16 protein-coding genes are annotated in these 12,902 nt (G+C 48.5%); 7 read left to right on the forward strand and 9 right to left on the reverse strand.

The features are described from left to right. Window positions 1–21: 21 nt before the first annotated feature. Entirely contained in the window at window positions 22–1,581 is a 1,560-nt protein-coding gene (locus J1781_RS25615; protein ID WP_129951784.1) for a TerC family protein, read from the reverse strand. 592 nt (window positions 1,582–2,173) lie between these two features. On the opposite strand from J1781_RS25615, the gene manX reads away from it, so the two are divergent. The 5 genes from manX (at window position 2,174) to mntP (ending at window position 6,230) form a co-directional block, all read left to right on the forward strand. Then, a complete protein-coding gene (gene manX, locus J1781_RS25620; RefSeq protein ID WP_129951785.1) occupies window positions 2,174–3,136 on the forward strand; it encodes a PTS mannose transporter subunit IIAB in 963 nt (320 codons plus the stop codon). A gap of 90 nt (window positions 3,137–3,226) precedes the next feature. Beyond that, window positions 3,227–4,024 carry a PTS mannose/fructose/sorbose transporter subunit IIC gene (locus tag J1781_RS25625; protein WP_101077145.1) on the forward strand — a complete coding sequence of 266 codons (798 nt, stop codon included), beginning with the start codon at window positions 3,227–3,229 and terminating at the stop codon, window positions 4,022–4,024. Between the two features lie 11 nt (window positions 4,025–4,035). Beyond that, window positions 4,036–4,878, forward strand: coding sequence for a PTS mannose transporter subunit IID (locus tag J1781_RS25630; protein ID WP_129951786.1), 843 nt, complete (start codon window positions 4,036–4,038; stop codon window positions 4,876–4,878). Between the two features lie 108 nt (window positions 4,879–4,986). After that, window positions 4,987–5,445, forward strand: a complete 459-nt coding sequence (locus J1781_RS25635; protein WP_129951787.1) for a DUF986 family protein — start codon at window positions 4,987–4,989, stop codon at window positions 5,443–5,445. A 212-nt stretch (window positions 5,446–5,657) separates the two neighbouring features. Continuing rightward, the gene (gene mntP, locus J1781_RS25640) at window positions 5,658–6,230 is read left to right on the forward strand and encodes a manganese efflux pump MntP (protein WP_217139225.1); all 573 of its coding nucleotides are present in this window, start codon (window positions 5,658–5,660) and stop codon (window positions 6,228–6,230) included. Here the strand turns inward: mntP and rlmA are convergent. Then, complete coding sequence (gene rlmA / locus J1781_RS25645) at window positions 6,222–7,043, reverse strand: 23S rRNA (guanine(745)-N(1))-methyltransferase (protein ID WP_217234404.1); 822 nt, start codon at window positions 7,041–7,043, stop codon at window positions 6,222–6,224. The two genes, mntP and rlmA, sit on opposite strands and share 9 nt — an antisense overlap. 147 nt (window positions 7,044–7,190) lie before the next feature. Here rlmA and pgeF point away from each other — a divergent pair, with 147 nt between their 5' ends. Continuing rightward, the gene (pgeF, locus tag J1781_RS25650; protein ID WP_129951790.1) at window positions 7,191–7,892 is read left to right on the forward strand and encodes a peptidoglycan editing factor PgeF; all 702 of its coding nucleotides are present in this window, start codon (window positions 7,191–7,193) and stop codon (window positions 7,890–7,892) included. A 59-nt stretch (window positions 7,893–7,951) separates the two neighbouring features. Here pgeF and cspE read toward each other — a convergent pair whose 3' ends face one another. The 3 genes from cspE to J1781_RS25665 all read right to left on the reverse strand — a co-directional run bounded on the left by cspE (window position 7,952) and on the right by J1781_RS25665 (window position 10,424). Then, a complete protein-coding gene (cspE, locus tag J1781_RS25655; protein WP_002221949.1) occupies window positions 7,952–8,161 on the reverse strand; it encodes a transcription antiterminator/RNA stability regulator CspE in 210 nt (69 codons plus the stop codon). A 41-nt stretch (window positions 8,162–8,202) separates the two neighbouring features. Then, window positions 8,203–8,319 (reverse strand): DUF2627 domain-containing protein, encoded by a 117-nt coding sequence (locus J1781_RS25660; RefSeq protein ID WP_071823629.1) that lies wholly within the window; start codon window positions 8,317–8,319, stop codon window positions 8,203–8,205. A gap of 1,115 nt (window positions 8,320–9,434) precedes the next feature. Next, window positions 9,435–10,424 (reverse strand): MBL fold metallo-hydrolase, encoded by a 990-nt coding sequence (locus J1781_RS25665; RefSeq protein ID WP_129951791.1) that lies wholly within the window; start codon window positions 10,422–10,424, stop codon window positions 9,435–9,437. Window positions 10,425–10,610: 186 nt separating this feature from the next. Between J1781_RS25665 and J1781_RS25670 the strand changes: the two genes are divergently transcribed. Beyond that, the gene (locus tag J1781_RS25670) at window positions 10,611–10,901 is read left to right on the forward strand and encodes a hypothetical protein (RefSeq protein ID WP_217234405.1); all 291 of its coding nucleotides are present in this window, start codon (window positions 10,611–10,613) and stop codon (window positions 10,899–10,901) included. Window positions 10,902–10,962: 61 nt separating this feature from the next. On the opposite strand, the gene J1781_RS25675 is transcribed toward J1781_RS25670, so the two are convergent. The 4 genes from J1781_RS25675 to mgrB form a co-directional block, all read right to left on the reverse strand. Then, entirely contained in the window at window positions 10,963–11,199 is a 237-nt protein-coding gene (locus J1781_RS25675) for a DUF4060 family protein (RefSeq protein ID WP_013576199.1), read from the reverse strand. 135 nt (window positions 11,200–11,334) lie between these two features. After that, window positions 11,335–11,637 carry a phage protein NinX family protein gene (locus tag J1781_RS25680; RefSeq protein WP_129952136.1) on the reverse strand — a complete coding sequence of 101 codons (303 nt, stop codon included), beginning with the start codon at window positions 11,635–11,637 and terminating at the stop codon, window positions 11,335–11,337. 148 nt (window positions 11,638–11,785) lie between these two features. Beyond that, window positions 11,786–12,058, reverse strand: coding sequence for a YebO family protein (locus J1781_RS25685; protein ID WP_129951793.1), 273 nt, complete (start codon window positions 12,056–12,058; stop codon window positions 11,786–11,788). Window positions 12,059–12,175: 117 nt separating this feature from the next. Then, window positions 12,176–12,304, reverse strand: coding sequence for a PhoP/PhoQ regulatory lipoprotein MgrB (mgrB, locus tag J1781_RS26575; protein ID WP_455567032.1), 129 nt, complete (start codon window positions 12,302–12,304; stop codon window positions 12,176–12,178). Window positions 12,305–12,902: the final 598 nt, after the last annotated feature.

The raw sequence follows: 12,902 nt of genomic DNA on the forward strand, positions 1-12,902 counted from the left end.
ACATCCCGAAATAAATCCCCGTTACTGGTCTTCATCCCATTTTTCGTCGGATGTCAGATGCCTGATACGCACCCGTTCAATACGGTATTCCGACACTTCAAGGATTTCAAAGTGCAGTGATGCCATTTCAATCACTTCCCCCACAACCGGCATCTGGCCTGATTTCGACAGCAGCAGCCCGGCAAGAGAAGCAAAGTCGTCGTCCGCATTCACCAACGTTTTGACGTCCAGAATTTGTTGCAACAGGTGTAAATCCGTTCCGCCTTTAGCAATCCAGGCATCACCATCAGCCACGACGTCCGGTGTTTCATCTTCGTCCGGGAATTCGCCTGCGATAGCCTCCAGTACGTCCAGCGGCGTCACCAGCCCCTGAATTACACCAAATTCATTACTGACCATCACCAGAAGCCCTCTGGCTTTGCGCAAAACCGCCAGCAGTTTGATGACATCCATTGTTTCCGGCACCACAATCGGCGGCGTTCTTTCCGCAAAAGCAATAATGCTTTCACCGTTTTCCAGCGCCACCAGCAGGTCTTTCGCGCGTACCACACCGATCACATCATCCAGCGAATAACGGCAAATCGGAAACAAACTGTGCGGTGTATCGAGAAGCTGACTGCGGATTTCATCCGGCGACTTCTCGCAGTCTACCCAGGAAATTTCGGTACGTGGCGTCATGATACTGCGCAGGGAACGTGACGCCAGCGTCAGTACGCCGGTGATCATATGCCGTTCTTCTTCAGCAAAGGTTTCACTGACCGGCACGACATCGCCATCAGGTTCATCTTCATGCTCATGCCGGCGTTTTCCGCCCATCAGTCGTTGAATGGCTTCCGCTGTACGTTCACGCATCGGGCGACTGGACTGGCTTTTCAGGAAGTTACGGCGCGCAATCTGGTTGAACAATTCAATCAGGATGGAGAAACCAATTGCAGCGTACAGGTAACCTTTCGGAATATGGAATCCGAAGCCTTCAGCAATCAGACTCAGGCCGATCATCAGCAGGAAGCTGAGACACAGCACCACCACGGTCGGATGGTTATTCACGAAGCGAGTCAGTGATTTGGACGCCAGCAGCATCACGCCCATCGCGATCACTACCGCAGTCATCATCACGGCCAGATTATTCACCATACCCACCGCAGTGATCACCGCGTCCAGCGAGAATACCGCGTCGAGCACCACGATCTGCGCCACTACTGCCCAGAAACTGGCGTAGCCTCGGTTCGGTGTGCCCTGCCCGTCATGCCCTTCCAGCCGCTCATGCAGCTCGGTAGTGGCTTTAAAAAGCAGGAATATCCCCCCGACTAACAAGATCAGATCGCGGCCTGAGAAACTAAATTGCGCAATACTGAACAGCGGTGTGGTCAGTTTCACCATCCAGGAAATCAGTGACAGCAAACCTAAACGCATGACCAATGCCAGCGAGAGGCCGATAATACGGGCTTTATCACGCTGCTTCGGCGGCAGTTTATCGGCAAGAATCGCGATGAAAACCAGGTTATCGATGCCCAGAACAATTTCCAGCACGACAAGCGTCAGCAAACCGACCCAGATTGAAGGGTCCATCAAAAATTCCATATCAGACTCCGCAATGAGTTAAAGAAAAAAGACGCACGAAAACGCGATACACCAGGCTGTCAGATGACCGTCCGGAGGTATGGGCTGCATAAAAAGCAGATGAAAGCGGTTTCAGTGCGGCAGAAATCAGGCCCATCGGGGCAGATTTGCCAGTAAAAATGAGGTGAAAAAGCGAAGGATAGCGACGTCGGTGACAGTCCATAGGGTGGGCTGAGGCCCGGTACTCCTGTTCAATTATTCGGAAAATCACTCTATCAGGAATGATTATGTGAAGAAAGAGTGTTTTTTTACCTCCGGCATCAATTTGAAACATCTATGCTGTTTTAATGTGCAATGTGAAACCGTATTCACAATACGTCTTTCAATAACGGACAGTCGTCACAAAAATTATTTTTTCGCACACTAAAATAAATCACGTCGCACAACCCGATGAGGTTCTGCCATTTTACAGTTTTGCAGTCTTATCAGAAATTAAGGAAAGTCAGGAAGCAGGGAATGCCCTGTCCGCCTCAGGAATAAAAACGGGCGGATATCATCAGCACCATTACTTATGTGCATAACTCTTTCCGAGAGTTAACAGAGGAGGTAGCGAGTGAGTATTGCTATTATCATCGGCACGCACGGGTCAGCGGCTGAGCAGTTGCTGAAAACAGCGGAAATGATTTTAGGTGAACAGGATAATGTCGCCTTTATTGATTTCGTTCCCGGCGAGAACGCCGAAACCCTGATCGAAAAGTACACGGCAAAGTTGGGCGGTTTAGACACCAGCAACGGCGTCCTTTTCCTGGTCGACACCTGGGGTGGCAGCCCGTTCAATGCCGCCAGCCGTATTGTTGTCGATAAAGAAAATTACGAAGTTGTCACCGGTGTTAACATCCCGATGCTGGCAGAGACTTTCATGGCCCGCGATGACAACCCTTCTTTTGCAGAACTGGTCGCCATTGCAGTGGAAACGGGGCGTATCGGCGTAAAAGCGCTGAAAACACCGGAACCTGCAGCTCAAGCCCCTGCCGCCGCTCCGGCGCCGAAAGCAGCCGCTCCGGTGCAACCTGCCGGCCCGAACGATCATATGAAGATCGGCCTTGCCCGAATCGATGATCGTTTGATCCATGGCCAGGTCGCGACCCGCTGGACCAAAGAAACCAACGTGACCCGCATTATTGTTGTCAGCGACGAAGTGGCTGCCGATACCGTGCGTAAAACGTTGCTCACTCAGGTTGCCCCTCCTGGTGTTACCGCACACGTTGTCGATGTTGCGAAAGCTATCCGTGTTTGGGATAACCCAAAATACGCGGGTGACCGCGTTATGTTGCTGTTCACTAACCCGACAGATGTTTTACGTCTGGTTGAAGGAGGTGTGAACATTACCTCCGTAAATATCGGGGGTATGGCCTTCCGTCAGGGCAAAACTCAGGTGAATAACGCCGTGTCTGTCGACGAAAAAGATATCGAAGCATTCAGGAAACTGAATGAAAAAGGTATCGAACTTGAAGTGCGCAAAGTCTCTACTGACTCACGCCTCAAGATGATGGATCTCATTAATAAAATGAATTAATAAGCGCATTGCTGTTGGCAGATTCCCTCAACGTTATCTGTCTGGTGTGCCTGTTTATACTCAGCGTCCTTTGGTCATAGGAGAAGTGCAATGGAGATCACCACACTACAAATTGTGCTGATATTTATTGTTGCATGTATTGCCGGGATGGGTTCGATCCTGGATGAATTTCAGTTTCACCGTCCGTTAGTCGCCTGTACCTTGATCGGTTTTGTTCTTGGTGATGTGAAAACCGGGATCATCATCGGCGGTACTCTGGAAATGATCGCACTTGGCTGGATGAACATCGGTGCTGCTGTCGCGCCAGATGCCGCCCTCGCCTCTATCATTTCTACCATTCTGGTTATCGCAGGCGGACAATCCGTCGGCGCGGGTATCGCACTGGCGATCCCGCTGGCAGCAGCAGGCCAGGTATTAACCATCATCGTTCGTACCATCACCGTCGCCTTCCAGCACGCAGCGGATAAAGCGGCTGAAAAAGGGAATCTGAACGCGATTAGCTGGATCCACGTTTCAGCACTGGTTCTGCAGGCAATGCGTATCGCCATCCCTGCCGTGATTGTTGCTGTTTCCGTGGGTACTGCGATTGTTCATGACTTGCTGGCATCTATCCCGGAAGTGGTCACCAACGGTCTGAACATCGCCGGTGGTATGATCGTCGTGGTAGGTTATGCCATGGTCATTAACATGATGCGTGCTGGCTATCTGATGCCATTCTTCTACCTCGGTTTCGTGACTGCTGCATTCACCAACTTCAACCTGGTTGCACTGGGTGTGATTGGTGTGGTGATGGCGGTTCTTTACATCCAGTTGAGCCCGAAATACAACAAATCCGCGCAAGCGGCGGCGGCACCGGGTGTTAACGATCTCGATAACGAATTGGATTAAGGGTGAAGGACATGGTTGATAAAACTGAAGTTAAAAAACTCACGGCCAGCGATATTCGCGGTGTGTTTATGCGCTCCAACCTTTTCCAGGGGTCATGGAACTTCGAACGTATGCAGGCGTTAGGCTTCTGCTTCTGTATGGTGCCTGCAATTCGTCGTCTGTATCCTGAGAATAACGATGACCGTAAAGCGGCCATCAAACGCCACCTGGAATTCTTCAATACCCATCCTTACGTTGCTGCCCCGGTTCTGGGTGTGACGCTGGCGATGGAAGAACAGCGTGCCAATGGTGCACCTATCGACGACGCGGCCATCAACGGCCTGAAAGTCGGTCTGATGGGGCCTCTGGCCGGTGTGGGTGACCCGATCTTCTGGGGTACTGTGCGTCCGGTGTTTGCTGCATTGGGGGCGGGTATCGCCATGACCGGCAGTCTGCTGGGTCCGTTGCTGTTCTTCGTTCTGTTTAACCTTGTACGCCTGTTGACCCGCTACTACGGTGTGTCTTATGGCTACAAAAAAGGTGTCGATATCGTTAACGATATGGGCGGCGGCTTCCTGCAAAAACTGACTGAGGGGGCGTCTATTCTCGGCCTCTTTGTCATGGGGGCGCTGGTTAACAAATGGACGCACGTTAACATTCCGCTGGTGGTGTCGAAAATCACTGACCAGACGGGCCATACCACCGTCACCACGGTACAGAGTATTCTGGACCAACTGATGCCGGGTCTGGTGCCATTGCTGCTGACCTTCGGTTGCATGTGGCTGTTGCGTAAGAAAGTGAATGCGTTGTGGATCATCGTTGGCTTCTTTGCCATCGGTATCTTCGGTTACTGGATTGGCCTGTTAGGTCTCTGATAACCTTCAAAACCGGGGGAAATTTTCCCCCGGTTTTTTTATGTCTGCTATTGATGTCTTTGTGATTTTCATTTTGTTTTGGCCTGATGGCTGTAAGCCGGAGTTTTCATGTCTGTAACCGATATCGTCCTCGCCCTCTTTACCCTCCTGTTACTTGCCTACGCTATCTATGACGAATTCATCATGGGCACACGCAATGGCAAAACGCGCCTGCGGGTCAACCTGCGCCGCCGCAACAGACTCGATTCGATTATCTTCATCGGTCTTCTGGCTATTCTTCTCTATAATAATATCCATGCGAATGGCACCGCTATTACCAATTATTTATTGATCGGCCTGGGGCTGATTGCTTTTTATCTCTCTTTTATTCGCTGGCCAAAAATACTGTTCAAACCGGAGGGGTTTTATTTCGCCAACACCTTCATCACCTATGATCGGATCCGCAGTATGAATCTTTCGGAAGACGGCATCCTGGTATTTGAATTAGAACAGAAAAAGTTATTGATACGTGTAAACGAACTGGATGACCTTGAAAAAATATACAAAATTATGGTTAACAATCAATAAGTTACAATAAATACACGCATTGTTAACTATAGCACAATGCATACTTACGAGAGATTTAATTAACCTTACCCTTTAAAGTGTCGTTAATTACGCTGTCCCTGAAATTCTATTCCCCTCCAAACTACAGCGTTATTTAAAACCCTATTTTATTTGGTGTTGTCCCCGATAAAAAGAGTGTGGTAAGGTTTCGCCGTCATTTGGGGGCTACTCTCGTGAATATATCCGCTACGCTTATTCTTGCTTTTGGCATGTCTATGGACGCCTTTGCTGTGTCAGTCGGTAAAGGAGCTACCCTCGACCGTCCCTGCTTTCGGGAAGCCTTTCGTACGGGTCTTATTTTTGGTGTTATAGAAGCCATCACACCGCTGATTGGCTGGTCTCTGGGACTGGTAGCCAGCCGGTACATCATGCAATGGAGCCAGTGGGTCGCATTTACCCTGCTGTTGATTCTGGGTGTACGCATGATCATCGAAGGGCTGAAAAATAATCCGGAAGAGAACCTGACGACGGCAACCCGTCATAGTTTCTGGATCCTGGCGGCTACAGCTGTCTGCACCAGCCTTGATGCGTTGGCGATCGGTGTTGGCTTAGCCTTTCTTGATGTGAACATCATACATACTGCGCTGCTCATCGGTATGGCGACCACGGTGATGTCAACGCTTGGGATGATGCTCGGACGTTTTATCGGCCCGCTGCTAGGCAAATGGGCCGAAATTCTGGGAGGTGCAGTGCTGATCGCAATAGGATTAAACATCCTGCTGGAGCATCTGGGTTATTTACGCTGAGGGACGCTGATGTATTCTGATGAGAAAGTCTGTCTCGCATTCAAAGGCCGTCTGAGCCTTTAAGCTGGTCATCACTGCTTCTGTCGCCCGCCATGCGAATGGCGTCATCTGCAATAAATTAAATGCCTCTTCTCCGGAAAGCTTCATGCCATAGGCGAGTGTTTCAGTGCTTATCCGGTCAAAACCTTCCAGCCGTTCATCAAGATCAGTGTGCAGTTGTACATCCTGATAAATCAGCCCTTTCAGTTGGTATAAGTGACGCGGCCCTGGCGCCACCGTGATCACCAACCCGCCCGGTTTTATCGCCCGGTACAATTCCTGCGTCTTACAGGGTGCATAAATGCGAATAACTGCATCCAGCGAACCATCAGCAAAAGGCAAGCGATGGCTGGAGGCCACACAAAATGACACATCGCGATATCGTCTGGAGGCATAACGGATGGCAACTTTCGCCACATCCAGCCCGAAAACTTTCAACGCACGCTGCGGCATCAGCCTCTCAGCGAATGCTGCCGTGTAATACCCTTCTCCGCAGCCAATATCCAGCAATGTGTCTGCAGTTTGCGGGATGGCTTTATCAAGAATATCAGTCAGACGGTCCCGCAGAGGCTGATAGTGTCCGGCATCCAGGAATGCACGACGTGATACCATCATCTCTGTGCTGTCACCGGGCTGCTTTGAACGTTTATGCTGCACGGGCATCAGATTGACGTACCCCTCTTTCGCATTATCAAACTGATGATTAGCCGGACAACGCCATTGCTGACCGGTCAGCGTAAGCGGCTGGAAACAAAGCGGGCACTGATAAGTCATGCGGAAAACCTGCAAGAAAAGTCTGAGGGAGCGAAGATTCGCAATAGTGTTAAGTCTAAAGAAGGTGTTCCGGTGTTGCAACAGCTGGAAAATCCCGTTCAAAGGCGGCTACACTGGTTCCATAACATTTTTCTAACGAGAAACGAGATGAGTGACCACTCAGCTTTACTCCGTCAAATTCCCGGTATTGTGCATGGCTTCGGCGATAAACAGGCGCTACTCCCTGAGCATCTGCGCCGCTATGAAGCAACCCGGCCCGAAAAAAAACAGGTACACGGCACACGGATTGTGGATGTTACAGTCCCGGGCCAGCAATGCGGCGAAGCCGACGGTTTCATCACAGCAACACCAGGCATTCTTCTGGCCGTTTTCACTGCGGACTGTTTGCCGGTGATTTTCTGTCGTAAAGATGGCAAAGAAATAGCGGCAGTACACGCAGGTTGGCGCGGGCTGATCGATGGCATTCTGGAAAAGATGGCACAGCGGATTAATCAGTCGGGTGATACAGCACAGTGGGTTGCCTCTGTCGGCCCGGCGGCGGGGGCGTGCTGTTATGAGGTCAGTCAGGAACTGATTGATGCCTTTATACAACGTGTCGATTTACCTTCTGAACTCATCACACCATACCAACGTCATCTTGATCTGGCTGCCATTGCCGAAGCCAAATTGCGGGCGTTGGGGTTCGCAGACGTTGATCATACCGGCAGTTGTACAATTTGCTCGCCCGATTCGGCAGGAACCGGATTCAGGTATACCAGTTTTCGCCGTAACAGCCATCAGCGGGCACAAAACCCGACACATCCGGGTATCAGTGGCCGTAACCAACAGTCAGGAATTATGATCCTCTGAGCTTCAGCGGCAGACACAAAAAAACCCGCCTTGGCGGGTTTTTTTACAGCGAAGGCTGCTTAGATTGCAGTTACGTTAACTGCTGACGGGCCTTTCTGGCCGTCCTGGATTTCGAACTCTACGTTCTGGCCTTCAGCCAGAGTTTTGAAGCCGTTACCCTGGATTGCAGAGAAGTGTACAAACACGTCTTTGCTGCCATCAGCAGGAGTAATGAAACCGAAACCTTTAGACTCGTTGAACCACTTAACTTGACCTTTGATCTTTGCCATCTTGAGTATTTCCTTTGGATTGTTTAAACCGCCCAGCGGCGTTACATAGACAAACTAGAGTCGTTACTGCTTGAGGCACTAAGATTAGAATCGGCAGAGAAGCGGTATTCAACGTGAACGTCTTTACTCAGAACTTCTATACTGAAAATGCCACACATATACAGAACTGTACCTCGTTTTACCCAGATGCGTTATCACATACTCTGAATTCGATGGCAAGCCATTTTTAATCAGTGATGGACATGTCGCACATATTTGAGCCGGTTAAAGGCACTTCGTGTTCAGTTAAGCTGAAATATGTTGATAGACATGCTTTTTTCTGCTTTGCAGTTTTACCTGCATATCAAACAAAACAATAACGACCTGTTTTGATTATTGATCATTTAATGCAGAACCGTAAGCGTAAACCTCACCTTTATTTGAATTTTTATTGTCTGCGTCACCCCAAACTCTCCACGCCAGCCCCCACAGCGTATCGCTACACAGGCCTTACAGCACGGGGTAGCGCCGGTGGCGGCGCATCATGGAGCGCTTACGGAGACGTGTACAACACACAAGACCTATGCCGAAAGTCAATGCCTGCCAATATGACTGGTTATGCAATAATCAATTACGCCATAGATGGATAAAATGGTGCAAAACAAACGGTGAAAATCATTAAACGCACCTTTTGTGTGCACCTGTACTTCCTGTCCTGATAATAGTAAAACCCAGCTGACTTCAGGGAAAATGAATTCCAAATCCGGACGCCCTCTAATGGCGATTTTTTATAGTGTCGATTTTGACATTATAATGAATTAAAGTTTGCGACTTGGTTAAATTAACATAACAGTTTGCAAACACTCACCGCAGACTTATTCAGATATTAAATATCAATATGAAAAACTAATATTAATTACCGTGATCCAAATCCCATATTAGCCTTCTACTGATAAGCGGCTGAGTGCGTTACCTGCCCGAAGGCAGCAGCGGGGATGAAGCACAACCCGCAGCCCGGCAGGCTTAACAAAGAGCAAGCAAGCGATTGTTTTTAAAAGATAAATACCACCTTTACTCATGAGGGGAAATTTCTGATAGCCTCATAACAAGATATTGAATTTCGTTAAAATTGCCTTAGAAATGGGTATTTAACCCGCAGCAACCTGATAATTAACATTCGCATAACACCTACGGAATGTAAGTGCTATTTGAACCCTCGCATCAAGTGATAATACTTCTCATTCGATAAATAAAATGTCTGCTTACCTGTCTCTGATGACTAAGGAAATGATATTCAATCTTTAGAAATGCTTGCACCGATTTTTAAAGGTTTAAATTCGATTTCAGGCGATTTACTTTGACTTATGGCTTCGGCTAATTCAGCCAATGGCTGGTCCAGAGATTCATCGGCTAATTCAAAAACACCCCAATGAATGGGAACCGCTTTTTTACAACGCAGCTCTGTAAACACCGTAACAGCCTGCTGAGGGTCCATATGTTGCGCACTCATGAACCATCGTGGTGCATAGGCACCGACAGGAATTGCCGCTAAATCGAAAGGTCCCAGACGTTGTCCGATCACGTCGAACTGGTTGCTGTAACCGCTGTCGCCGGAAAAAAAGAACTGTAAACCGGGATGGCTGACCACCCATCCACACCAGAGAGACCGGTTTCGATCCCATAATGTCCGCATACTCCAGTGACGTGCCGGGACAGCCGTAATCGTCAGTTCGCCAAACTGATGCTCATCCCACCAGTCCAGTTCCTCGACATAATGCGCTCCGCGCCGCTTAAGCCACCGCTTCATGCCCAAAGGCACGATAAATTGCACATGCGGAAATCGTCGTAATAGCTTACGAACCGTTGCACGGTCAAGATGGTCATAGTGATTGTGAGATAACAGAACAACATCTATCGGCGGGAGTGCTTCTACCGTCGCCGCCACCGGTGTTTTTCGCTTAGGCCCGTAGAAACTCATTGGCGAAGCGCGATCAGACAGGGCGGGGTCCATCAGAATGTAGCGCCCGGCAACACGCAGCAGTAAACAGGCATGTCCTAAAAACCACAAACGATCATCAGACCCGCTAAAATCGGCAGTCTGCCACCACTGGCTGGTAAATTGTTCGTAACCTTTCTCAGGAGGCGCTGGCAGGCGGAGCGCCTTACGCTCTTTCCGCCAGCGTTTGAGATCACCCTCCTGACGGTTATGGGGCTCAGCATTGGTAAAACCATCTGGTGTGTGATGTGTTTTTGACGGATTGTAATAGGGGTTTTTAGCTGACATAAGGCTCCATGAGATCACTTTTTAGTGGCGGCAGCGTAAAGCCATGATACGGATCAATTAGCATATTTACTGAACACACTACAGAGCGAAAGTGAAAAATTATGTGGCAATTCAGGCACGCCGGGGGGTTAAGAAAATCTTAATAACTTCATGTTTCACTGTAGATGTTCAAAAAGGAGATGACTTATGATCACGAACACTAAGAGTGAACGTAAACACTTTGCGTCAAGGCTGACCCATATTATGCAGATCCAGACACAATATGGACGGTTATGGCTGCGTTCCCGCTTTCGCCGGATGACCGTTCCGGCATCAGTCAAACTCTTCCTGCTGGCCCTGCTGGGGCTGTCAGCTTTGGTTATCACGGGTACATTGCTGCTGATCTTCGATGCCATCGCACTGATGTCACATATTCTGAAACGGCCTTTCTATCGGGGCAACTTGCGGCAACGTTGTCTGATGAGAAAGCCTGTATAACGAAAAACCGTGGCGGATATCTCCGGCACGGTTTGAGGGAACGGGAACATTTGACTGACTGTCAGGCAGGCATACCGCAAAGTTTGGTCAGATTTCTGGCGCCGATCATGAGGGTAGCAACATAGGACTGTCTGCGGGTCACAACTTCGACCGCGACACGCGCATCTTTATATTTGATGAGATAGGTTGAAGGCCAGCCCTGCCGGCGTTTGCCGTAGGCTTTTTCATGACTGTCGATAGCTGCATGGGCAACCACCAGATGGGAGAGAGTTTTATCACCTTTAATGATGCGCTTCATAATGGACTCCGCCTTAGACACAACTGTCAAAATGAGGAAACATTAATCACTTGATACGCATCGCTTTATGCGACGCTTATTCGAATCACTTCTTTGCAAAACTTTGTCACTCTGTGAGTATCTCTGCGCTTTTGTTTATGCGCAAGTCTTACTAAGCAGGAAACACACCATAGCGGCACGAAGCGGCCGTTTGCTTTGCGCCTGCCACTGCCCCTGAGGACTGCTTATTTCAGCCAGCCAGAGAGGATCGCTTTGTAACTCTTTAAAATTAATACTGATTCTGTTGGCGCAAATGATCGGCCACGCATCGGAGGGGTTGTTGCAATAATCTTTGCCTTTCATTCCGCCATAGGGATACCACTTCTCAGGCTCCTCTCCGGTCAGTAAGGCTATGTTGTGGTTCACTTCGCTGTCATTTTCTTCAGACCATTTGATCATCAGTTGTTCCATCCTGCAAGGCACATGCGTGGAGACTACCGGAGAAATAAGACAGTTTTATGAAAGTGATGATGCAGAACGAGAAGGGAAAATAGGACCAAAGTGCATACGGGCAATACCCGCCGGGAGGCGGGTTAACAAAACCAAATTATCTTTCGGGAATAAAGCCACGCAGGCTGAGTGCAGAATCATCATCTGCCTCAACAGGAGACACGTTAGTCTTCACCTGTGCAGCCAGAATCTTAAGTAATTCTGTCTGCTGGCGTTGCTGCTCAGCGATCTCCTGTAACAGAGCAACCTGTTCATTTGCCCTGACACTGGCGCGGCTAATAAAAAACCATACCAATACAAACAACAGTGCTGAAAGTGCACACAGCACCAATGAAGCCAGGCTGTTTTGGCCCATTGCGAAATCAAACATTGACTACCCTACCACTGACTGTTCAGAGCGTTCATCTTACCATCCCCGACAGGTCAGGGAAGCCATTCGCAAAAAAACAGGGTTTTCTTACCCAACCGTAAGCCGTGCTGACATCCGTCAAAAAGGGATGAATGAGGTAATTGCACATACGCCCAGATCAAAGTTGCCCCCCTGATCACAGTAACTGTTTAGGGCCAGCAGATACAGGCCGATGCAAATGAGCAGGAAAAGAACGAACGTGACGATCCTCCGGACATTGAAAACAGGCTTTTTCAATTTAATGGCAGGTCTCTTTTGGTTTAAAAAACGTCTATCAGGGCTCAAAGGCGACGTCCGGCATTTGACTGAACAGGAGGACATAATACGACGAATATCCTAAACAACAATATAACGAAGCGATAGCTTTTACGTGCGATACAATGTGTAATAATCACATACGTAAATCAAACAATAAAATGTATAAGTTTTATCTATAAATAGAGCGACAATCCGTGTTTGATCTTGGTCAAGCAAAGTCATGTTTACGTGCCTGCGCTTCTGATAACTCACCTTTGATAATTTCTATAAAATAGACATCTTAATAAAACCCCCAGGCATTTTTATAAAGAAAGAACAGAACGTGAAATTATTAACGCATTCCCGGAAAATTTTAAAAACAAATATCTCCCCTAAACCTTACACTGACAAGATAGCCGGGCTTGTGCCTGGTGTTACATCCCAGAATCTGAGACAGGTAAGTCTTACCCAAGTCTACTCGCATGCGTGCTTTATCACTGCTATTTAGAAACAGATAAAGAAATTATTGGTTTTACAGTTGATTAATAAACCCAATAATATTGCGCTC

Origin of the sequence: Rahnella perminowiae (genome assembly GCF_019049695.1) — a bacterium.
Taxonomy (GTDB): Bacteria; Pseudomonadota; Gammaproteobacteria; order Enterobacterales; family Enterobacteriaceae; genus Rahnella; species Rahnella perminowiae.